17 protein-coding genes are annotated in these 23,593 nt (G+C 34.9%); 5 read left to right on the top strand and 12 right to left on the bottom strand.

Annotated elements, in window-relative coordinates:
- Window positions 1–673: 673 nt before the first annotated feature.
- The gene (locus tag Q5O24_06395) at window positions 674–1,222 is read left to right on the top strand and encodes an AAA family ATPase (protein WKY48942.1); all 549 of its coding nucleotides are present in this window, start codon (window positions 674–676) and stop codon (window positions 1,220–1,222) included.
- Between the two features lie 87 nt (window positions 1,223–1,309).
- Here the strand turns inward: Q5O24_06395 and Q5O24_06390 are convergent, their stop codons facing one another.
- The 7 genes from Q5O24_06390 to Q5O24_06360 all read right to left on the bottom strand — a co-directional run bounded on the left by Q5O24_06390 (window position 1,310) and on the right by Q5O24_06360 (window position 9,762).
- On the bottom strand, window positions 1,310–1,666 hold the full coding sequence (locus tag Q5O24_06390) for a hypothetical protein (protein ID WKY48941.1): 357 nt from the start codon (window positions 1,664–1,666) through the stop codon (window positions 1,310–1,312).
- A 227-nt stretch (window positions 1,667–1,893) separates the two neighbouring features.
- Complete coding sequence (locus Q5O24_06385; protein WKY48940.1) at window positions 1,894–2,442, bottom strand: hypothetical protein; 549 nt, start codon at window positions 2,440–2,442, stop codon at window positions 1,894–1,896.
- 208 nt (window positions 2,443–2,650) lie between these two features.
- On the bottom strand, window positions 2,651–3,862 hold the full coding sequence (locus Q5O24_06380; protein ID WKY48939.1) for an IS256 family transposase: 1,212 nt from the start codon (window positions 3,860–3,862) through the stop codon (window positions 2,651–2,653).
- A gap of 228 nt (window positions 3,863–4,090) precedes the next feature.
- Complete coding sequence (locus Q5O24_06375) at window positions 4,091–5,866, bottom strand: DUF4153 domain-containing protein (protein WKY48938.1); 1,776 nt, start codon at window positions 5,864–5,866, stop codon at window positions 4,091–4,093.
- A 283-nt stretch (window positions 5,867–6,149) separates the two neighbouring features.
- Window positions 6,150–8,288: a clostripain-related cysteine peptidase gene (locus Q5O24_06370; GenBank protein ID WKY48937.1), complete on the bottom strand. Its 2,139-nt coding sequence runs from the start codon at window positions 8,286–8,288 to the stop codon at window positions 6,150–6,152.
- Window positions 8,285–8,779, bottom strand: coding sequence for a Cys-tRNA(Pro) deacylase (gene ybaK, locus Q5O24_06365; protein WKY48936.1), 495 nt, complete (start codon window positions 8,777–8,779; stop codon window positions 8,285–8,287). The genes Q5O24_06370 and ybaK overlap by 4 nt, the downstream gene beginning before the upstream one ends.
- 110 nt (window positions 8,780–8,889) lie before the next feature.
- Complete coding sequence (locus Q5O24_06360) at window positions 8,890–9,762, bottom strand: nitroreductase family protein (GenBank protein WKY48935.1); 873 nt, start codon at window positions 9,760–9,762, stop codon at window positions 8,890–8,892.
- Between the two features lie 217 nt (window positions 9,763–9,979).
- Here Q5O24_06360 and Q5O24_06355 point away from each other — a divergent pair, with 217 nt between their 5' ends.
- From Q5O24_06355 to Q5O24_06340, 4 genes are all read left to right on the top strand, one after another.
- A complete protein-coding gene (locus Q5O24_06355; protein WKY48934.1) occupies window positions 9,980–11,506 on the top strand; it encodes a hypothetical protein in 1,527 nt (508 codons plus the stop codon).
- A gap of 211 nt (window positions 11,507–11,717) precedes the next feature.
- On the top strand, window positions 11,718–13,571 hold the full coding sequence (locus Q5O24_06350; GenBank protein ID WKY48933.1) for a diguanylate cyclase: 1,854 nt from the start codon (window positions 11,718–11,720) through the stop codon (window positions 13,569–13,571).
- A gap of 361 nt (window positions 13,572–13,932) precedes the next feature.
- Window positions 13,933–15,144 (top strand): IS256 family transposase, encoded by a 1,212-nt coding sequence (locus Q5O24_06345; protein ID WKY48932.1) that lies wholly within the window; start codon window positions 13,933–13,935, stop codon window positions 15,142–15,144.
- Between the two features lie 94 nt (window positions 15,145–15,238).
- Window positions 15,239–15,658, top strand: coding sequence for a hypothetical protein (locus Q5O24_06340; protein ID WKY48931.1), 420 nt, complete (start codon window positions 15,239–15,241; stop codon window positions 15,656–15,658).
- Here the strand turns inward: Q5O24_06340 and Q5O24_06335 are convergent.
- The 5 genes from Q5O24_06335 to Q5O24_06315 form a co-directional block, all read right to left on the bottom strand.
- Window positions 15,624–18,296, bottom strand: a complete 2,673-nt coding sequence (locus tag Q5O24_06335) for an EAL domain-containing protein (GenBank protein WKY48930.1) — start codon at window positions 18,294–18,296, stop codon at window positions 15,624–15,626. The genes Q5O24_06340 and Q5O24_06335 overlap by 35 nt on opposite strands.
- A 128-nt stretch (window positions 18,297–18,424) precedes the next feature.
- On the bottom strand, window positions 18,425–20,119 hold the full coding sequence (locus Q5O24_06330; GenBank protein ID WKY48929.1) for an HD domain-containing protein: 1,695 nt from the start codon (window positions 20,117–20,119) through the stop codon (window positions 18,425–18,427).
- Window positions 20,120–20,266: 147 nt separating this feature from the next.
- A complete protein-coding gene (locus Q5O24_06325; GenBank protein ID WKY48928.1) occupies window positions 20,267–21,601 on the bottom strand; it encodes an ATP-binding protein in 1,335 nt (444 codons plus the stop codon).
- 29 nt (window positions 21,602–21,630) lie between these two features.
- Window positions 21,631–22,725 (bottom strand): HAMP domain-containing sensor histidine kinase, encoded by a 1,095-nt coding sequence (locus tag Q5O24_06320; GenBank protein ID WKY48927.1) that lies wholly within the window; start codon window positions 22,723–22,725, stop codon window positions 21,631–21,633.
- 128 nt (window positions 22,726–22,853) lie between these two features.
- Window positions 22,854–23,525, bottom strand: a complete 672-nt coding sequence (locus Q5O24_06315; GenBank protein WKY48926.1) for a response regulator transcription factor — start codon at window positions 23,523–23,525, stop codon at window positions 22,854–22,856.
- Window positions 23,526–23,593: the final 68 nt, after the last annotated feature.

Genomic DNA, 23,593 nt, shown 5'->3' with positions numbered 1-23,593 from the left:
TTCATAAAATTTTTCAAAGTAAAATCAATTGGCAAAGGTCTATTGAAAAATATTTATCGGCAAGAAGATAACATTTACTATTAAATCACTTGTGTTCGTTAGTAGCTGGAAAATTGATCAAAAATGAAGTATAATAGTAATGCGAACGGGACAGGGATCGGTCAGCTGCCACTGCAATGGCAGTAATAATAATGACCAAATGATTTCTGTCTTGTTTTTTAAGGTTGCCCATGATGGCTTTCTAAAAAAATAATTGCCGAATTGGTTTTGCATTTAGCAAATGCTTTGAAAACGTTTTTTTAATCACCTCCTGGAATTTGTCTAAATTCTTCAATGTTTAATAATGACTTTTGATTAAGCATGCTTAATTTAATGATAGTATAAGAGACTATGCCCATATTGTCAATACATTTTAGTAAATTAATACATATTGATGTTTTTATCGTTTACATATATCGTTTTACGTTTGTATTTTCGTAAATAAACATACCATTGCTAATGAGCTGGCAACTAGAACGCGAAACATTATTTATAATTAATTTGCATTTGTATGATTTTCAAATTATCCATAATTTTTCTTGATAATAATCTTATTACGATATCGAAAAATAAATACGAAAATAAAATATTTATGTTTGAATGATTTTATATTCTAGATTTTTGAAGGAGCTTTATGAAAAGAAATACTGTTATTATCAATTTGTTTGGAGCACCCTGCGCTGGAAAAAGTACGAGTGCCGCCTATCTATTTTCCAGATTTAAGCAGGATGGATATCGCTGCGAATTGGTCACTGAATATGCCAAAGATCTGGTTTATGAAAATAACACTGTAGCCCTGGCTGATCAGCTTTATATTTTCGGAAATCAGCATTTTCGAATTTTTAGACTCATGGGAAAAGTTGACATTATCATTACTGATTCCCCTATCGAAAATTCAATTTATTATAATACAAATTCTTTTATTGCCGAATCACTGGAAAACTTAATACGTGATGTCGCCACTCAATATCAGTCAATCGGCGTTTTTTTGCATCTTAATAGCGTTGATGACTACGATCCTTCAGATCGTCTTCAGTCAAAAGAAGAAGCATTGAAAATGGAACATCTCTTATTAGAAAAAAGCCGACCATTTATTGACTTTGAAAGTAATAAATACATCTTGGGAGCAGATTTAGGCTATAAAAAACTACTTACACTTCTGAAAAAGAAATATGAACAATAAACATGTTTGAAATCCCTTTTACACAAAGGGTGTTTCATTTCAAAAAAAACCGGAAGCAAAAACTGCCTCCAGTAGTTTAAAAAACGATTAAAATGCTAGCATAACCTGAAAATAGATAAGGATTAAACTTAATCCAATGATAAACACATAAGGTGAATATTTATAAAAATAGTCATTCATCATGAAGATAAACAGAACAAATAAACCTAAAATAAAAAAAACTATTCCAAAATTAAAAATCAAGGTAATCAGACCGAAGAAATAGTTAGCTAACACAAAATCCAGCAAAAAACTACTTTGTGATAAACAGATCAAAAAAAATCCGATTGCGACAAACATATTTGACCATTTGATGCCTTTCTCAAGTCTCAATATTGAACCTTTTATTTCAGCAAGAGATATCAGCGTAAAAAGTCCACTAAAAACTACTAAATAATCAACCATTTTTTCTCCTTCAGCAAATATAAATGGAATTGGACTTGTATAATTATATGATCATTTCATTTATTTAGCAATCATGAAATTTGATTTGTTCCCAACCACTATTCATAAATAAAACAAATTCTTATATTGTCGCGAAACGTATTTTCGCGTCGTTTTTGGTGATGTCTGACTAAGAAAGCCCCGATTTATTATATAAATCGGAGCTTTTTTTTCATTCTAATCATTAACTAAAAACGTCTTCCTCTGCTGGAACTAGTTGTCTGGATGCTTGTACTTCTATCAAGATTCTTTTGGAAAGCACTCAGGTGATTTTCTGACGCAGCTTTCAGTGATTCAAAAACGGAACGGACATCGTCAGGAAGATCTTGGGCTAAAAACTTATCGTACATTGCAATATTGTTAATTTCTGCAGAAACTCCAACCTGATAGCCGTCTGGTAAAGATGCAGGAACCACAACTCTATTAGTTGCATCATTAATTGGAATCGAAAAACAATTAGCTTCAAACAAAGGTTCCAGTGCTGCAATATGTTGACCTTCAGCCAAGACAATATTGGTATATGGTTTCACAGAACCAAATGTACTAATGATTTGTTTATATTCAGCTTCAGCTATGTACTCATCTTGTATTGAATAAATTAGCATTTCTTCGAGCGTTAGATCCTGATCTGCTAAAGCCCCTTCAGCTCCATAACTATTTTCTTCTGCCATCACAAATCCAGCTGTGCCAAGTAGCAACGAAAATACAACAATTAAAACAAATAGCTTCTTTTTCATGATAATTCTCCTTTCACATCACTTTTTGTTTCTTTGATTAATTTAATATTACATGTATACTATGTCAATTTAGTGACATTTTCAGCTTTTTATCTCTATTAAAGTTATAACCATCCCTCTTTCTATCATCATATAATTTTTCTAAATGATCACGTTTCAATTGTAAAGTCAAGTCCAAAATAGTGTGTAAAAACCTCGGTGGGTTTAACTAGGCTGCTGATGAAACAGCAGCCGTCTGTTCTTTTAAAAATTCATAGTAATCCTGCATATCCAGATATTTTCTGCCGGAAGACCATTTTTCATCCTGTTCCATAAGCAGCGCACCCAGTAAACGGATAACCGATTTTTCGTTGGGATAAATGCGGATCACGCGATCACGACGCCTGATTTCCTCGTTGAGTCGTTCGATACTGTTGGTTGTGCGCAGTCTTTTCCGGTATTTCTCAGGAAGACTCATTACAGCCATCACATCATCAAAACCTTCTTCGAGTATTTCAATCGCTTTTGGTGCTTTGGATTCAAAATGTCTCAGTGTGTCTTTCAGCAGGTTGCGGGCATCTTCAATATTTACTGCATTGTAGATGCGTTTCAGATAGGATTTCAATTCGGACTGCTGATTTTTGGGCGTTTTATCCAGTACATTTCTTGAGAAATGTGTCTGGCATCTCTGCCAGGTGGATCCCTGAAAATGTTTTTTAATCGCATTTACAAGTCCTTTGTGATTATCGGATACTATCAGATCAACGGCTGTCAGACCACGCTCTTTGAGATTTTGAAAAAAATCTCCCCAGCTTGATTCTGTTTCGGTATCATTCAGCTGAAAACCAATTACTTCACGATTGCCATTTTCGTTGACTGCGGTTGCTACCAATAGACCTTTTGACCGGACTCTGCTGTCTTCGCGAACTTTGAGATATAAAGCATCCACAATTATAAATGGATAATGCTTTTCAAGCGTTCGGTTACGAAAACCGTTTACTACCGGATCCAGATTTTCACACAGCTTTGAAACTGTTGATTTTGAAAAGCTCTGGCCACAAAGTTCTTCTGTAATGTTTTCGATTTTGCGGGTTGAAACCCCATTAATGACCATTTCGATCATTGCCAGCATCAGAGCCTGCTCGCTCCGCTGGTAGCGCTGAAACATCGTCGTGCTGAATTCGCCGTTACGATGACGAGGGATCCGCAGGGTGATACCACCGATTCGCGTTGTTAATTCACGATCCCTAAAACCGTTACGGTAAGCTGTCCGATCCTCGCATCGCTCATAGCGTTCAGCACCAAGTTGCTCAGCCGATTGCGCTACAAGCACCTGGTTAAGAATTGTTTCCAGAAGCTTTGAAAAAGCCTCATCCCGGGAATCTTTTGTAAAAAGTCCGTGCAAAAGTTCTGTGTCCAGTGTAATATTTAATTGAGCCATTTGTTCATCTCCTCGATTAGGTATTGGGTGGTACTTTTATTTTAACCGAGGTTTGAGCTCTTGGCTCATTTTCTTTTTACACCATTATACGGACTTTATCAATTGTAAAACATTTATTTTAAACTTATAATATTTGCCGATAAGTAAAAACGGCACGTATCATTGTTTGATACGTGTCGTCGCTGAAATTTTTAATTAGTTAAAAGTCTGTCGCCATCGAATACAATTCTATTTGACCTTCACCAGCACATAAAAATCTCCATAATAGTTACTATCATCTTGACTTCCTTCAACTTCAAGAAAAATAGGAATAAAGGAAATAGTTGACTGTTCATTTTCAAAAACAACTGTTACCTCTTCCGGCGAAAGAAGATTTTTGCTGTTTACAACATCGTCCTCAGTTACAAGAGTCTTAAACACCTTAATCATCTCAATTATCTGAATCTCATTTCCAGATTTATCATAAAGTTTCAGTGTTCCCGGGCTTAAATCTGAATCCAAAACTAAACGGTATATTCTTCCGTCTTTTTCAAATTCAAAACTTTGTGACTGATAGATATGGATCATCATAAGTTGATCATAGCTATTAATGTTGATGGGTTCTTCCTGGTTAAGACTTAAAAATAAGTTTTCTTCCTCGCTTTTCTCAATCGCATTAAAACCAAAAATTTCATAAAAGTCACTGTAAAAATTAAAATTTTCTCCTAGAAAATCAATCTCAGCACTATAGCCCATCGACCATAGGTATTCAGTCGCCGAAGCGACCGTCCTCTGGTCATCTTCGTTAACCTGCGAATTTGGAATAATCATACCATCTGTCAGCATCTGATTTTCATTTAGTACTGAGACAAGACGACTAGTTTGGCTTTTTCTTGAGACAGTAAAAGCATCAAATGGTGGAATGATGGATATCATCAGAAATATGATTAGTAACGCGCATACATATCCATTTTTTCTTATTGGCATAATATTAAAAAGTACTCCAGCAATTACCGCAAAAATACCATAGAGAATCACATCATAACGTGTAAACGTAATTCCCGTATCCTGAATCTTCCATGCGGAAGCAATAATCTGAAAAATTGCAATCGGAACTAACAGCATGGGGAAAACTTTTCGATATAAAACGGTAAATTTATTTTCAATTTGGCTGACCAGAAAATAGACAAAAATGACTGTAATCGAGAATCCAACCAGCATCGGCTCCAGAAGGTTGTCCTGCCAAAATTCTGCTCTTACATTGATGGCGATGTAAATCAGCAAAATAAATGTATATAAAGTAAGTAACGGTATCACTACATAGGAAAGAAGAATTTCCAGGAATCGTGGAATTTGAAAAGCTTTTGAGGTATTTACTTGCAAGAATTCCCGCCTTTCTGCTGAAATGTTTACTTTTAATGCTCCATCATAAAATGGAATGGAAGCCAAAAAAAACATTGGTGAGAAGATCATTCCAATCAAATTTAAAATGTGCAGATAGACAGTCTCAGGTAGCGAAAACAATAAAATATCTATTGCTGCTACAATTAAAAACATTCCAATTAAAAGTACACCGGAAAATAGCAGTGTTGAAAAAAATAATTTAAAGACTGCCATAAAACGCTGGTTAAAGTCCTCCTTAGGATTGCGAATAGTTGGAATCCAAATAAAAGCCATAAATAGTACAAAGACTGCTACGATAGTGCGGATTTGAGTTTCTGGATTAGAACTGAAACGACTGATTACAAGAAAATAATAAACTAATGCAGATATAATAGCCAGACCATTTAGCAGCAGTCTCAATTGTAACTTCTTAAAGAAACGCTCCCAAACAGCTTCCATAACAATGCCCCAAAATGCACCAATCAGAAATGTAAAAAAAAGGTAAAGATTATCACTTTCGTTTTCAATCGACCAAAAGTTTACGACGGATGCCAAGAAAAAAAATGTCAATCCAAGAGGATAACGAAAAATCGCAGTAAATAGACTATGAAACTTTTCTGTAATTCTCATCAATGCTTTCATTTTCTCTCCTCTTATAAACTTTTAATTATAAAACTTTTACCCGCGTGTTTGAAAAGTTAACGCTCATGACAAAAAGCCGGTCATGATCAAGTCTTACTTTCAGAATAAACAGCTGATATCCTGTTCTCTGTTTCGCAACAATAATCATTTCCGGCTAATAAATCGCTTAGAACGTATTTTATAATCATTTCCAGCATTAAATTGATTTAATTTGTGACTATCAAAGTCGTTTGACCGCAATCTTGCCAATTATTCACAACTTTTAGTCTTGAAACTAATTTTATTATTCATAAAAGTAGATTTCCCCATAAGCGTCAACATTAAATACTTCAAAATCAGTATAAAGTGATCCACCAAAAATATCGTCAATCTGGAAGGAATAGTAATAATCACCTTCTGGTAACAGTTCCTCATAAATAATTGGGTCGTTGTCAAATACATATTCGTATCCCACATATTGACCATCATAATCACCATCGTAGGTATAGGCATCATACAGGGGAATAATTACATCACCCGTTTTGAGCTTCTGGATTTCTCGGGCTGACTGTCCAGTTTCCGGGTCAATCCCATCCCAAGTTCCAATAATCTGAATCACATAGTCTCCATCGTCATAGAAATCGAGTCTAATACGCAGATTAGTGTCTTCTCCATTTACCATGACCGGCGATGTATAAATGTTGTAAGTATCACCCTGTTCCACAATGTAAGTAGCAAGCGGTTGCCAATCGGGTAAAGCGAACCAGTATCCACTGAAATTATCTTCAAATTCACCGGTATACCAGTCAGCTGTAACATTATCATCCAAGCCTAGTTCGAGTATCGTTTCATCATCAGGCATATCCATAAAGACATCACAATAAACTGCATCAATATAATCCAGCGTATTAGGCGTAATGGCAAAAGCATACATTCCATACTCATTAAGTGCTGGTTCACTGGCAAACGTAACCACTGAACTATTTTCATCAAAATTATAGGTCTCAACATCTTCATAGCTATAACCAGACCAATAGGAATCATCAATAGTTTCTGAATAGCCACTTCCCCAGTAAGGAGATTCACTACCCAACCAACCCGAATCATTATAAGCTGTTAAAATCCCGTTTGTATCATTTGCATATGCCATTTTATCAACAAAGGTCATATAATATGGACTGATACAGATATCTTTAAAAATCCCTAGTTCCATAGTTCCCTGAATCGATAATGGATAGTAAATTGCCAGTCCGTGAGCATCAGGCTTATTACTGCCGTTTTTCATATAAACAACACAGTCATCCAAAGCTGATAGGGCCTGATCTGTACCAGGAACAGTTCCTGAAATATTCTCCAGAATTGCCCCCAGATCCACCATATTAGTATAGCCTTCTGACTTATTGTTCCCTCCGTAATTTTCTGCCGAGGTGAAACCTTTTATAATTGCCGATAAAGAGTTGCTGTCATCGCTCCCTGCATAAACATTTTCTGCTACCGTATTAAACGCGTAAATCAGCTCATCAATTTTTGAAAGATCGATACAGGAAAGGGTCGCCTCTGATTCGCTTTCTGTCTTCACGCAATTATCATAAAATGAATCAACTACTGTCACTCCTAATTGGGCGCCAGTCTGACCAGTATCAGCTCCAATGGCATTTCCAATTGCAGTATAATCCCAACCTTCACCTGGCTCCAATTCTTCCGAACCGTAAAGATAACGGGCATGGGGTGCCAAAATGTTAGCCGTCTCAACGGTCCCCATCAGGCAGGCATCAAATCCAATAAATTCAAATGAGTCGGTCATATTAGGATAGACTGAAGCCAGCGAATTTTCGATCTCTAACAGAGTTAAACTATCATATTCATTCAACTCATCAAAGCAGACTCCAGCAATACTGCCACCACCATGATTCCAAAAAATCAGCCCCATATTTTCTGCCGGATAATTAGCAACACCCCAATTGAGAAAATCACTTAGTGTTGCTGAACTGGCCATATTAGTCAAATCTGATTCTTCAATCAGTTGAATATCCTGGTTCTGAATCAGAAACCGTTGATTCATAGATTCATCAACTAAATTATTATCCCAATAATAAGTACCGCCTGTTTGGACGATATAACGAACATTTTTGTTGGATGTTCCATCCATCATTTCCTGTAAATCTGTAGTTGCAAGACCTGAATCACTTTCCAGATCTGTTCCGCACATATACACAAAAATAGTCCAGGTATCTGGATCTCCCATACTAACTATTTCATTTCTTGAAACCCGTTCAATCGACAAACCGCCATCATCTCCAAGCGCCATTTCTGTACTTCTAGCAATAGAAGTGTCTATCCCTGATTGCCGATACATTTCACCATCTGAGATTTCCTCAGAAAAACAGCCAGTTAACAGGAATGACAAAACTAAAATGATAAAAAGACAAACCTTTTTCTTCATAAAATCTCCTTTAATGCGGTATTTTCGACCAGATCACATAACTCAAAACGAATGACTTTTTTTAGGCTCTCAAGGCTCAATTCAACTTGAATACCAATTTTTCCAGCACTAAAAAAGATCGTCTGATATTCTTTTGCAGACAAATCAACAGTTGTTATAAAATACTTTTTCATACCAATTGGCGAACAGCCCCCATGAATATATCCGGTGAGGGGTAGCAATTCTTTTGATTTTATCATCGCCACAGACTTTTCCCCCACCGCTTTTGCCGCCTTTTTTAAATCCAGCTCCTGATTAACAGGAATAATGAATACATAATTAACTCCCGATTTTGAAACTGTTACAAGAGTTTTAAAAACCTGTGCCGGGTTTTGCTTTAACATGCCAGCTACTGCTTCTCCACTGATGTCGCCTTTCGTATCATATTCATAGTGACTATACTTGATTTTCTTTTGATCCAGGATACGCATTACATTGGTTTTCTCTGCCATTTGGTCTCCTATATTGTCATTTTATTTTTAGAAATCTACTGTATAATCATAACCATTTTTTAAATTTTTCTCAATACTAGTCGCCACTTATTAATTATCATTTTCAGCTCTTATAAACTAATACTTGCTACAACTTTATATTCAGGGTTATCTGATTCATCTTCAATATAATCCCATTTGGCTGGAAAACTTAATTCCCTTGCTAATCCCTGAAGCATAAACATCGATACACCCGCATCAGTATAATTTTCCTCGCATTCAGGATGGATAATCGCTAAATCAGCTGAGCCATTCTTGAGGATCAAACGACATGGCTGTGAATTCATATGTGATGGTGAATTTCTGACATAATACAGAATATCCAATACACCCCGCTGTTCCATTACTGAATATGGAGCTACACTTCCCCATTCCTCAAAAAAGATGGTCTCAACTAACGAACGGCGAGCTTCTTTCGTATTAATAACAGCTAGTCCATAAGGATCCTGTTCATATTTTTCATCTGTATTGATAACTTCATGGTGCTTTTCAAAAAATGTCTCTTTCTCATCTGGTCCACCAAAAGCCAGCAGATACTGAATTGTTCCCTTTTTACCCTGAAGCAGCGTTTCCATCTGTTCTTCGTTAGCATCCATCACAGTAACCCAACAGCTGGCAACTCTAAGGTCATATAAATCTTTGACAAGTTCCTGCATATAAAATGCACCTAAAAACTCAGTTCGATGATTCACTTCATTGAGTACAAGACCAATATAATGAGGAGCATTTATCATCAGTCCATTATATCCACCAACACCATCCAATAAATTAAAAATACTCTCTCCATCCTCATAATAATTAAATGAAAATCCCTCCTCTTTGCCGACCGTCGAGTTCAAAACTTTTATACGATTCTGAATTTTTTGAAGTTGTTCTTCATTGAGATAATACGGTTCAAACTCTCTGATAGATCGATTATTAATAGTAAATTCTCTAAATTCCATTGTAGTTTCTCCTTCTATTTTATTTTTATTATATTACCCGAATCAATATTTCTAAAACGAGTAAAAATTAGTTTTTATCTTTTAAAATTTTCAAGAACTGTATTATAAGGTGTAAATAAATACTTTTGGGGTATATACTTTTAAAATTCGTTTATGTTAATGCGTCTTTAGCGAAAACTAAACGCTTATTTAAAATTGTAAGATGAAAGGAATACAAATGAAGAATTTTCGTAAAATATCCCTAATGTTTTTATTGTTTTTGTTTATCTCTCCCAACCTTTTTGCTGCTGAAGATCCAGCATCAACTGAAATATCAATTTCAGATTCTCCATCTCCTGTAACATTCACAGATTCTGAAGAGGATTTAGATCAGGAGGTATATGAAGCTTTATGTATAGTCGTGATAGACCAGAATTCTAATAAAATTGATTTTACAAAAGAAGATATCCAACTAACCTATAATCGGGAAATTGGAAATCAGTCTGTTAAAGTTGACTATCTGGGTAATGACAATTATGCTCCTAGCTCAGCTACTGGTACAGTTTCTATCACCGAACCAACAAAACAAAACAGCCAGCTAGTTCTGATTGCCAATCCACCTGCTGTTTCTTTTTCAACAGATAATGCCACTTTAGATGCGGCAGTCTTAAAAGCATTAAGTGTTCAGGTAGTTGATGAAAAATATGACAAGATTGATTTTTCGGATGATCAAATTAAGCTCGAATATACCCGAAATGTCGGAAACCAGACGGTTCAGGTCACATATTCCGGAAACGACCAATATAATGGGAGTAGCGCCAGTTCAGTTGTTTCGATTACACCACTTGTAAAAACTCGAGTCATTTTAAACCTTAATACTCCATCTGTAAATTACACAAACAATTCTTCTGCACTTGATGTCTCTGTTTTTCAAGCTTTAAGTGTTCAGATCGTTACACAGGATAATATTGCCGTTGATTTTACAACCAATGATATCCAACTTTCCTATAATCGTGAAACAGGAACACAGGACGTCACCGTCAAGTATATCGGCAACAGTCTTTATTTTCCCAGCCAGGCAACAGCAAATGTTCAGATTGTTGGTCAGGCCCCCAATCCTCAACCAGAAAAAACTAACACCGTTATTAATTTGACAATGCCAAAATCGACACTTGCCTTGAATGAAGATCCAGATACAATGACAAGCGAGGTGTATAATGCAATTAATGTGCAAGTTGTAGATAACACAGGAAATAACATTGTTTTTACACCATCAGAAATTGATTTAAGCTTTAACCACGCGTCTGGCGATCAGGTTGTCACTGTTCGCTATATTGGAAATGATCGCTATAATGCCAGCCAATCAAATGTTACAGTCACAATTATTGACCCTCAGCCTACATATCTGGTTTTCAGCGCACATACTATTGAAGTTCCATATGACAAAAACTCGCAGCTCCTTGACGAATCTATCATTGATGCTTTAAATCTTAATCTAGTCGATTCTGAAAATAATCCTATTGATTTTCAACAATCGGAAATCACCTTAAACTATGATCGCGAAAAGGGTGCACAGGAAGTAACCGTTAGATTTGTCGGCAATGATCAATATCAATCAGCCACTGCAACAGCTGAGGTATATATTGCTGACGAATATACCCTGGGAATCTCAACTACGACAATGATTATTATCATAGTTTCCGTTATTATTGTTCTTTCTATTATTGGTGTACTGGTCTATCGAAAGCGAGCTAAAGCGAATTAATATATTTTAGCAAATTATATAAAATTGATGGATACCATAAATTAGATTTGATATAATACAATAATATGTTTAGAATTCTACTTCTCTTATTATCATCGAGGTGCTAATGAAACAAAAACATTTTATAATTGTATTAATTTTGATTTCTCTGTTTCTTACAGGCTGCCAAATTCAAGATTCTGCAAACCAGATCAGTAAGGGGCAAATCGATTTGAGTCAAATTAATTTTGATGAAAATGTAGTTGCCCTCGATGGTGAATGGGAATTCTATTGGAACAAGTTATTAGAACCCTCTGATTTCAACACTAACCAGTTTGCCCAGTATGAAAAATTCCCATCTTCCTGGACGAAATACAGTAGTAATGAAAATGAAATCTCCGGTGATGGTTATGCGACATACCGCATCACTTTCAAGCTTTCTGAAAACCAACTCATGGCTCTTAGAATTCCAAAGGTTCGTACTGCCTATAATTTATACATAAACGGCTCTCTAATCTCATCCGTTGGACAAGTGGGCGTCACCCGTGATTCAATGAAACCGCAGTATCTACCTCAGGTTGTTTCTTTTTTAGCAGAATCTGGAGATAACGAAATTGTCATCCAGATTTCAAACTATTATCGGCCTAGTGGCGGGCTTTTGTATAGTATCCAACTTGGCAGCCAGTCAGTTATTTCAGCTGCCTATACTCGACAAGTTGCTTATGAGTTTCTAATCTTTGGTGCATTGCTAATGATGGGAATTTACCATTTAACCTTATTTGCTTTCAGAAAAAAGGACCCCTCTTCATTATATTTTGGTATCCTTTGTATAATGGTCGGAATACGAACAATGCTTGTGGGAACTGCCTATTTTCAGGTTTTATTCCCCAATCTTTCATTTGAATTTTTTCATACGGTCCAAACCAGCATTTTTTATCTATGTATACCACTAATCATCGTATACTTAAATTCAATCCTACCAGGTAATATTCATAATAGAATCATTCAATTATCCATTATCATCGGGGTTGCTTTTACTTTATTTGTTTTGCTTATGCCTTCCTTTATCTTTGCAATGGTCAATCCCATTTATCAGGCATGGTCAGTTTTTCTGATATTCTATATTACATGGGTCCTAATAAAACTCGTCCGAAGCGACTTTAAGAAAAATTGGCTGGTCGTAGTAGGCAGCCTTACGTTGATAACAACCAGTTTAGTCGACATTCTATATTTGAGCCCCTTATATAGTGACACATGGCCTACTTTTTTGAAATTTCTAATTCAAAGTGATAATAACAGCTCTACAGGACAATTTATATTTGTTATCTGTAATGCTATTATGCTCGCAAAGGTTTTCTCAGAAGCATTAACATATAAGACAAATATGAGTGAAAAACTACAGGAAATCAATATTCATCTTGATGAAGTAGTTTTGCTAAGAACACAAGAACTCACCAGTTCTAAGAAAAAAATAGAGCTGCAAAACTCGGAACTTGAACGAATCAATCAGGAACTAAAAAATCTATCATTTATTGATTCATTAACAGGAGTCTGGAATCGTCGAAAATTTAATGAAGTTATAGAGACTCAATGGTCAATATGCAAAAAGAACCATTCTCCACTATCATTACAATTTATTGATGTCGATTATTTTAAACGTTATAATGATACTTATGGTCATATAGAGGGAGATAACTGTCTTAGAAAAATTGGCAAAAGCCTGAGTAATAAACTAACCAGATCTTCGGATATGGTTTTTCGATACGGCGGTGAGGAGTTTATCATAATTGTCCCAAATGAAGACTGCGCTGAAACGTTAAATATGGCAGAACGGTTAATTGATGAAATAGAGAAACTTGCAATTCCCCATGTATCTTCACTTGTAAAAGAAATAGTAACTGTAAGTATTGGAATAGCTTCATTAATACCTAACGATTCTAATTCCTATGAAATGCTGATTAACCTGGCAGACCAAGCTCTCTACCACGCCAAAGATAAAGGCCGAGACAGAGTTGAAGTAATCTGTGGAGATTCAATTCAGCTACCGGTTGTTTTAAAAGCCGAAAATTACCAAACTTTCAGATAAACTTGGATCTATACTTCTGTAAATAAAAGCTTTGTTATTACTTGCCAATGATAGGCGCATAACAATACCACTAATTTGTCAATTAAAAGAATCCGTCGGGTTTATACGACGGATTCTTTTATGATAGAAGAACTATTTAATTATCAGTTAACTAATGTTTAGGATTTTTTATAAAAAATGATTGTAACCGTTGACTCATCGAAAACTCATTTATCTTTCACATAATAATCAGATTGCCAACATTTCAAACTCAATTCTCTGGATAAAGTCCGTATAATGGTGTAAAAAGAAAATGAGCCAAGAGCTCAAACCTCGGTTAAAATAAAAGTACCACCCAATACCTAATCGAGGAGATGAACAAATGGCTCAATTAAATATTACACTGGACACAGAACTTTTGCACGGACTTTTTACAAAAGATTCCCGGGATGAGGCTTTTTCAAAGCTTCTGGAAACAATTCTTAACCAGGTGCTTGTAGCGCAATCGGCTGAGCAACTTGGTGCTGAACGCTATGAGCGATGCGAGGATCGGACAGCTTACCGTAACGGTTTTAGGGATCGTGAATTAACAACGCGAATCGGTGGTATCACCCTGCGGATCCCTCGTCATCGTAACGGCGAATTCAGCACGACGATGTTTCAGCGCTACCAGCGGAGCGAGCAGGCTCTGATGCTGGCAATGATCGAAATGGTCATTAATGGGGTTTCAACCCGCAAAATCGAAAACATTACAGAAGAACTTTGTGGCCAGAGCTTTTCAAAATCAACAGTTTCAAAGCTGTGTGAAAATCTGGATCCGGTAGTAAACGGTTTTCGTAACCGAACGCTTGAAAAGCATTATCCATTTATAATTGTGGATGCTTTATATCTCAAAGTTCGCGAAGACAGCAGAGTCCGGTCAAAAGGTCTATTGGTAGCAACCGCAGTCAACGAAAATGGCAATCGTGAAGTAATTGGTTTTCAGCTGAATGATACCGAAACAGAATCAAGCTGGGGAGATTTTTTTCAAAATCTCAAAGAGCGTGGTCTGACAGCCGTTGATCTGATAGTATCCGATAATCACAAAGGACTTGTAAATGCGATTAAAAAACATTTTCAGGGATCCACCTGGCAGAGATGCCAGACACATTTCTCAAGAAATGTACTGGATAAAACGCCCAAAAATCAGCAGTCCGAATTGAAATCCTATCTGAAACGCATCTACAATGCAGTAAATATTGAAGATGCCCGCAACCTGCTGAAAGACACACTGAGACATTTTGAATCCAAAGCACCAAAAGCGATTGAAATACTCGAAGAAGGTTTTGATGATGTGATGGCTGTAATGAGTCTTCCTGAGAAATACCGGAAAAGACTGCGCACAACCAACAGTATCGAACGACTCAACGAGGAAATCAGGCGTCGTGATCGCGTGATCCGCATTTATCCCAACGAAAAATCGGTTATCCGTTTACTGGGTGCGCTGCTTATGGAACAGGATGAAAAATGGTCTTCCGGCAGAAAATATCTGGATATGCAGGATTACTATGAATTTTTAAAAGAACAGACGGCTGCTGTTTCATCAGCAGCCTAGTTAAACCCACCGAGGTTTTTACACACTATTTTGGACTTGACTATTCTCTGCCGTAGAATAAGTTTATAAAATAACTACGAGAAGGATGTTTAGAATGAAAGCATTAATACTTAGCATCAATCAACAAATAAGCGAAAACCCAGTTGAAATTAAAAAAGCCTATTTCTCATTAATTGTCTATATAAGTTTCTATATTGCTATTATTACTCTTAATGGAATCCTTCCATACAACCTAAATGTAGTCGGGATTGTTATTCTGATACAAACTCTTGTTTGCGGTCACTTAACGTTTAAATTTGAAAGCCATAATAGACTTGTATCTATTACCCTCATCTTACTGGGAATTGTTATTATAAATTGCGCCGATGAGTTAAACCGTATAATATGCGAATCAGCCAACCTTTCTATTATGCTTCAGATTGGCAGCCACCTTTTCTTTGCCCTTCATTACTACAGAACCATCATTAAAAGTATAACTATTAACAGACTGTCATTTTTTCAGCGTATTCAATAAAGTCTGTTAAACATAATGGTTTACTGTAATAATAACCCTGAACAAAATGACATCCAATTTTCTCAAGATAATTAACCTGATCTATTGTTTCAGCGCCCTCTGTCAAAACGGTTTTATTAAGCTTTTTAGACATATCGACTAGAATTTCAATTAGTGTACCGTCGTCAGTTTCTGGATAGTTTTTGATGAAGCTACGATCAATTTTGATTTTATCTACCGGCAGGGCGTTCAAATATGAAAGCGAGGAATATCCTGTTCCAAAGTCATCAATCGAAATTTTAATTCCCAGATCCCTAATTTTATTCAGCGTTTCTACATGTTTATTGTGGTTTCTCAGTAAAATGCTTTCAGTGATTTCTACTTCAATTTGGGAGTGATCGATATGATTTTCATTCAGTATTGACAACAAATGTGTGAGAAATCCATTTTCTTCCATTTGTATTGCTGAAATATTTATAGCGCAACGAAGTGTAGTTTTAATATTAGGACAGGTTTCATTAATTTTCACCAAATCCTTGCAGACATTCTCAATAACCCAGTTTCCAATTTCAACAATCAGATTACTTTTCTCTGCAATTGGAATAAAGACAGCTGGTGAGATTTCTCCCATTGCTTCACAATTCCATCTAAGCAGTGCTTCCATCCCAATTAGGTCACCAGTTCTAATTTCAATTTGCGGCTGATAAACCAAGTAAAATTCATTCAACTCGATAGCTTTTCGCAAATATCCTTCTATTGTATTATCCTGATTTAGTTTATGAGTCATCTCTTCTTTAAAAAACACAATCTCAGAATCTAAATTTTTTTGTGACCAATCAAGTGCAATCATTGAGTTAAGCAAAAGTTTTTTAAGATCATTTGTATCTTCTGGCCAGTAAGATATTCCAATACGGATTTTAAAGAACAGATCGCGTCCGGAAACATTCATTACCCGGGTGATTTCATTGTAAAGTTTTTGGGCAAAACGCTCAGAGCGGATACCCAAATTATTAAGATTAACCATAACAACAAAAAGATTTCGACCTGTCTGTGCAACAAAATCATCATCGTGAATGAGTGGTCTAATTAGGCTGATAAAAACATCCGAACTGTTGAAGTTGGTTCCTTCGAAGGATGAAATCAGCTGATTATAGTTTTCTATTGCAATATTCATCACCATTATATTCAGATTATCACCGGTGATGCTCTGTTCCAATAATTCCATCATCATATTCTCGTTTGGCAAAACAAGTTGTCCTTCGTTAAATTGAAGGGCCTGAAAAATGTCTGACTTTCGCTTATTTGATGAAAGATCTGTGAAAATTCCGATATAGTGATGAGCCTTTCCTTTATCTCTACCTCTTACAGCAATAATATGCAATTTTTTGGGGTACAGCAAACCATCCTTTTTTCGATCCCACAGCATCCCTTCCCAATGTCCCGTCGCATTAATCTGACTCCACATAGCCTGATAAAACTGGGGGCTATGTTTTCCCGATTTATAAGCGCTGGGTTTTTTTCCTAATACTTCTGACATCGTATAACCGGTAGCAGTTTCATAGGCTTGATTTACATAAGTAATTACTGTTTTCTCATCAGTAATAATTACAGCATCATTACTTGATGCAGCAATTTTCATCGTAATTTTAAGTTGATTGTCCTTCTGTCTAATTTTCTCTAGAGCAAATCCCATACCTAAACATAAAGCCAGAGTAACGAATAAACTTATAATATTCTTAGGTTTTGCCGCTTCACTCAAAAATGCATTGACTGAAAGCAATTCAGAAGTGTCAACAATATGCAGTAGAAGCCAGTTGTCTTGATAATCAGGATAAACCTGTTTGAAAGTGTTAAGTACATCATAATAGGTGATAAGCTCTTTGCTATTTTCTATCATACCAGAAGTACTATTCGCTATTTGAGTTTGAATTTCGCTTATTTGCTCTAATTCAGATCTATCTGTTTGATTAGCTTCGGAGTTGAAAATAGCCTCACCGCTTCCAGTTAAAATTATAAATTGATCAGGCAATTCATTTATTGTGCCATTTTGATTTATAATTAAATCACGCAGAAATGATGCATTATAATCAATAATTAGAATACCTTTAAACTGATTGATTTGATTGTAAATAGGTACCGCAAATCTTAAAACATCTAGTTTAGAACCATCATCAACGGCAGTTACTTGATCGATAGAAGAAATATAAATCTGATTTTTTTTAAGTTCTTTTGAGGCTTTAAAATACTCACTATCCGACTGATCAAGAAGACTAATATTTTCATTCCCAGATCCATTACGAACAACAGAAATCAATTCAAAACCATTTTCATCGATAAAACGTATCTTGTCATAATCTGGTTTATTGTTCATTACCCTGCCAAACATAGCATTTAATTCTTTAAAATCCGAATCAGTCAGATTGTTTGCGTAATTATTCATTTCATTCGCATCACGAATTACACTTAAATTTTCAATAATCTCCGTCATATATTTTTCAATAAGAATTGATGTATTCTCAGCCTTCAGTAATGTTTCTGAAGAAATCGCTTCAATAGTATAAGCTTTTTCCCGTGATAGATTGCCAATAATTATCCCTAAACCAATAATCAGAATTGGGAAAAAAATTATTAGAAAATTTTTAAGTATCTTCTTTTTCATTCAATCACCGCCACATTTTAAAGAATATTTTACAAGTCTTATTCCATGCTATTATTTGAACACTTTTAACAGCCATTGTAAAGCATTTTTTACCTATTCAGTATTATTCCATTTTATTAGATAAGAAATCAGCTGTCTGTCACTAATCGTTTTGCTGTTTGAACAAAATTATTAATGAATTGTTGAAATAAATTTTTATTACGCCTAATTTCATCTGTACAATATAAATAGAAATGTTTTCGTGAATACAAGTCATCAAAATTTCTTTGCGGAATTACATCAGTAAACAATTGGTTAGTGTAAACATCCTTTTCATCTTTACTCATGATTGCACTAGACTTAACATAAATAAAAATCTGCTTAATATTATCCATCGTATAGAAACGGTTTGATCGTGGAATAATATACAAGTCTCCATGGGTCAGATCTAGCTCAATGAATTCATTTCCGCCATTAGAAATCATTTCTTCAACCAATTTTGCACGAAATTGGTAATCGTCTGAACAGATCTTATTAACAACTTCATTTCTGATATTCTCATCCGCAAAATTTTGATTCATAAACAGATTAAATTCAAAAATTGTCTTCCATACCGGTTTAAGATAAACCCGCTCATAAATCTGCTGACCAATTTTAGTTTGAATTTCAAATAGCTTTGACTGCTTAATTTCACATTCATGATGTATACATGAAACACATCCTTTTCGTTCTCTTAGAGCCAGATATTTTTTCTTCATTAAATGTAATAAATCAGCATCTGATATGTATTTTTTCTCAATAGAGTCAATAGAGCAATAAAAATTTACATCTAGAACTGCAAAATCACTGTAACATAAGTCTTCATTGTCCCAGGTATCTTTTAATACACATTTTAAAAAAGCTTTATTCATGGTTCTCAAAAAATAATTTGATAAAAACTCTGTATAAATAGAAACATGATGATTGTAAACAAAAAAATAAAGATTATTTCTGGCTTCAATAATATTCTGAATTACTGAAATTGCACCGGCTTTATATGTAATAGTCTTTAATTCATGATGAATCGTCATATTTTTAAAAAGTCTTTTTGTGTCAATAGGTGGTATACTTACGCCTGTATAGTAAGCATCGCGCATTATATAATCAAGTTTATCCATATCAATTGTCTTTGAGTTTAAAAGATTGATCACAACATTTTTTGCCCAATGGCTCTGATCACAATATAAATAACCCAAAATAGCCCGTATGATCAATTCTATATCAGCATCATTTTCTATCAATAACTTGCTGTATACTTCGAGTATTAAGACAACAGAAATCATTTCATGCAATGATTGATGCTTATTCAGTCTACTGAGCATATCCTGATCCAACGAATCATTAGAACAGAATATATTATGAGTTTGATATTTTTGATTGAAAACCTCTATTGCAGAAATTATTCGCTTAACAACTACATTAAATTGATTGTCACCAGTGATCTCATACATAGATTCCCCCAGATGAGATTGCGGCAAATGTCCAATATCGTGTAGCAATCCTGCCAATCCTGAATTGATCCACAATTCACACCAGTCAACATTCTCTAAGAAAATCTTTTCGGTATTTCTGGCTAAATGTTTGACAGCCTGGCGGCATAATTCCATTACCCCAAGTGAGTGTTCAAAACGGGTATGATTTGAACTGGGGTAAACTGTTTCGCTAGTCAATTGTTTCACATCTTTTAATCGCTGAAACTGAATGGAATCGATGATTTTAACATCAATTTCCAATAAATTGACATAATCATGAACGACATCCTTAATTGAGTAGTTATCTTTTTTTTCACAGTTAATTCCTTGCATCGTTACCTCTTATGATTTATTCTCTTTAAATAATTGCTTTCTTTAAATTTCTAACTTATATCTCTTTTCGAAAACTCATTATTGGAAGCTCAGGCTTAAACTATGATTCATTTAATACGGTTTTATTTATATATACTTTTAACTCCATCAGTTTTTATTTAATTGCTGTAATGACGAAAGATGATTTATAAACTGCTGTGCTGTACGTCCAGATATTCCTCCGTGATGCATTTCCCAAATATTAGCTTCTGCTTTTAAAGTTTCTATATCGATATCAATTTTTTCTGATTTTGCAAGCTCTTCAACAATATGAAAGTATTCAATCTGACTTGGTCTCTCATAAAAAATGCTGACACCAAAACGATTTACTAAAGACAGTTTTTCCTGCATTGTATCTGAACGGTGTAAATCCTGAGAATTTTCCATATCATTTCGGTCATTCCATGTTTCTTTAATCAGATGCCGTCGATTCGATGTAGCATAAATCAGGATGTTATCGGGTTTTGTTTCAATCCCACCTTCAATTATCGCTTTTAAGAATTTATATTCAATCTCAAATTCTTCAAAAGACAGGTCGTCCATAAAAATAATAAAACGGTAATTTCGGTTTTTTATTTCGGCTATTATGTCTGAAAGATTTTCGAATTGATGTTTATATATCTCAATCATTCTTAAACCCTGATCGTAGAATTCATTTACAATTGCTTTAATACTTGTGGATTTTCCTGTCCCACTATCGCCAAAAAGCAGTACATTATTGGCGCGGTATCCCTTTACAAAAGCGCTCGTATTTTCAATTAATTTCTTCTTTTGTAGATCATATCCAATTAGATCATCAAGCATAACTCTATCCAGATTATTTATAGGTATGAATTCCACTAAACCTCCAGTTTTAGAATTATTTATTCTGAAAGCTTTATTTACAGCAAATTTTCCGACCCCATAATCCTGATGGAACTGTGTCATCAAATCAAAAAATTCACGTCCATTTTGAGCAGCTTTAAGCTGCTTGTAAAGATTCATAACCAGCTTACTTACATTTTGATTGTAAGAGAATTCTGGTTTTTTAATCGCCTGATAACTGCTTACACTCGAAAAACAATCAATCCCCAAAGTTTCTTCAACTTTTGAAAAATCAAAATTATAGAGTTTGTAGAATATTTCAAAATCATTCTGCGCAAAATGATTAACACTACCTTCACTTTTTCCGACTTTCTCACAGGTCAGGCTAAAAGGATTTTCATTCATCATAATATAGTAGGTTAAATAACACTGCCATAGATTTTCATCAAATCCGAAATCAGTTGAAACTTCCAGCAGTTTTTTAATCAATCTGAATGCTTCAATGGTAAGATCGGCTTTCTTTTCATTGTTACAGGCAAGACGATTAAAAAAAGTGCTCATTTCATATAACAGATTTTTCGTGTTATCATCTTTCATTTCGTTAGTATAAAGTATTAAATTTGAAATTAAATGATTCATATTCCCTCCAGAGTCATACCTCTTCAGATCTAAAAGAGCATTTCAAAACAGATCCAACTACCTGCTTCACCCTCAACCCAAATCTTTCCTTCATGTGCTTCAACTATTGATTTAGCAATCGCCAGGCCTAAACCATAACCACCGGTCTGTTTTGAACGAGAAGCATCTACACGATAAAATCTTTGAAATATTTTTTCTTTTTCAGATTCACAAATGCCTTGTCCTGTATTATAAACCGCAAGTCTTCTATGTTCATTTTTCATCTCTAGAATAACCTTGATCATACCACCATCGTTTGCATACTTGATAGCATTATCTAATAATATAGACATTAACTGTTTAATTTTTTCTGAATCCCCTTTGAAATTGATATTCTTCTGAATTTCAGATTGAAGTCCTTTATGCGCTTCATACGCACAACTTTCAAATGTCAGTACCACTCCTTCTATAATCTGACTTAGATCAAGAGTATTAAATTGACAACAGGATTTTGTACTATCCATTCTGGCCAAAATTAAAAGATCATTTACCAGGTATTCCATTCTACAGGATTCAGACTGTATAAATGATAAATAAGAATTTTGTCCAATTTCACTTTCAAGAACATCTGCATTAATTGCAATCACTGATATTGGCGTCTTAAGCTCATGACTAGCATCTGAAATAAATTGTTTCTGCTTGTCAAACGCCTCCTCAACAGGTTTAACTAAAAGACTGGAAAGGAAAATAGCAATAAAAAGGAAAACTAAAAGTCCTAAACCACCAATAATAAGCGAAGTAATTAGCGTCCTGCGATTCATTGCATTAGATATGCGTTGGTCAACAACGGCTAAAATATATCCTTCTTGGTCTGGAACAAAAAGATACCGATACCCATCCCAGATTCCATTATCTGCACCTACACTGAGAATCCCTTTAACAACCTCAGTCCAATCATCAGTCAATTCAGAAGATCCCTGAGTACCAATTATTTCTATAATATTTCGATTTTTATCAGTTTTTACTGTAATAAACTGTTGAAATTCAAAATCATTACGTGGATATAAAAATGGCATCTTATCTGTTTGGTTGATATCTGTCTTCAGCACACCTTCATTACTGATAAGCGTTTTTAGTAAATTCAAACTGTGAGATCGGCTGTATGAATAATTAGTATAATTTATTGCTGCAATTATTAATAAAAAGACCACACCTAATAAGACCATTATTGTAATTATAAATCTTCGTTTTAATTTTTTAATCATTAATCTATCTATTCAACATCTAGAAAATAACCGAGACCTCGATTAACTTTTATAAGAACTTTCGAATTTATGAAGTTCATCTTTTTTCTAACAAAAGAAACATATACTTCCACATTATTATATTCTGATTCATTATCGTATCCCCATACTTTATCATAAATCTGCTCTTTCGTAACCACCTGTCTAGCGTTGAGCATTAATGTTTCAAGTAATAAAAATTCCTTCTGTGCCAGTTTTACCGAATCTTCCAAGCAGAATAGTTCTCTAGTATCCTGACGCAAAACAAGATCTCCAAAAGTCAACCGTTCTGATCTTACTTCCTTTTTTCGTCGCAAAATCGCCCGAATTCTAGCTAGTAATTCTCCAGAGTGAAAGGGTTTTGTTAAATAATCGTCTGCTCCTGCATCAAGGCCAACTATTTTATCTTCCAGTTCTGTTTTCGCAGTTAACATAATAATCGGCGTTTTTATATCTTCTATACGAAGGACTTTTAAAACCTCAATCCCATTCATTTCAGGTAACATGATATCTAGGATTATCACATCATAAATCCCTGTTAACGCGCAATCAAGGCCGGTAACACCATCTAGTGCTAAATCAACCGCGTAATTTTCTTTTATTAAAATACTTTTTAAAGCCTCTGATAAACCTGGTTCATCCTCAACTAGTAAAATTCGCATTCAGTATTTCCTCCACTTATGCATCTAAATAAAATTTAATGTAGCTATTAACAGTTTAACCGAATTAA

The organism is Eubacteriaceae bacterium ES3 (assembly GCA_030586155.1).
Classification (GTDB): Bacteria; Bacillota; Clostridia; order Eubacteriales; family Eubacteriaceae; genus Acetobacterium.
Note: the sequence above shows the minus strand (reverse complement) of the source record. Positions and strands in the feature narration are given on the sequence as shown.

Bases quoted from the DNA above. Each gene is read 5' to 3' on its own strand.
- Q5O24_06375 (WKY48938.1), bottom strand. From the start codon at position 5,866: ATGAAAGCATTGATGAGAATTACAGAAAAGTTTCATAGTCTATTTACT.
- Q5O24_06315 (WKY48926.1), bottom strand. From the start codon at position 23,525: ATGCGAATTTTACTAGTTGAGGATGAACCAGGTTTATCAGAGGCTTTA.
- Q5O24_06370 (WKY48937.1), bottom strand. From the start codon at position 8,288: ATGAAGAAAAAGGTTTGTCTTTTTATCATTTTAGTTTTGTCATTCCTG.
- Q5O24_06340 (WKY48931.1), top strand. From the start codon at position 15,239: ATGAAAGCATTAATACTTAGCATCAATCAACAAATAAGCGAAAACCCA.
- Q5O24_06355 (WKY48934.1), top strand. From the start codon at position 9,980: ATGAAGAATTTTCGTAAAATATCCCTAATGTTTTTATTGTTTTTGTTT.
- Q5O24_06380 (WKY48939.1), bottom strand. From the start codon at position 3,862: ATGGCTCAATTAAATATTACACTGGACACAGAACTTTTGCACGGACTT.
- Q5O24_06345 (WKY48932.1), top strand. From the start codon at position 13,933: ATGGCTCAATTAAATATTACACTGGACACAGAACTTTTGCACGGACTT.
- Q5O24_06395 (WKY48942.1), top strand. From the start codon at position 674: ATGAAAAGAAATACTGTTATTATCAATTTGTTTGGAGCACCCTGCGCT.
- Q5O24_06360 (WKY48935.1), bottom strand. From the start codon at position 9,762: ATGGAATTTAGAGAATTTACTATTAATAATCGATCTATCAGAGAGTTT.
- Q5O24_06335 (WKY48930.1), bottom strand. From the start codon at position 18,296: ATGAAAAAGAAGATACTTAAAAATTTTCTAATAATTTTTTTCCCAATT.
- Q5O24_06325 (WKY48928.1), bottom strand. From the start codon at position 21,601: ATGAATCATTTAATTTCAAATTTAATACTTTATACTAACGAAATGAAA.
- Q5O24_06385 (WKY48940.1), bottom strand. From the start codon at position 2,442: ATGAAAAAGAAGCTATTTGTTTTAATTGTTGTATTTTCGTTGCTACTT.
- ybaK (WKY48936.1), bottom strand. From the start codon at position 8,779: ATGGCAGAGAAAACCAATGTAATGCGTATCCTGGATCAAAAGAAAATC.
- Q5O24_06390 (WKY48941.1), bottom strand. From the start codon at position 1,666: ATGGTTGATTATTTAGTAGTTTTTAGTGGACTTTTTACGCTGATATCT.
- Q5O24_06330 (WKY48929.1), bottom strand. From the start codon at position 20,119: ATGCAAGGAATTAACTGTGAAAAAAAAGATAACTACTCAATTAAGGAT.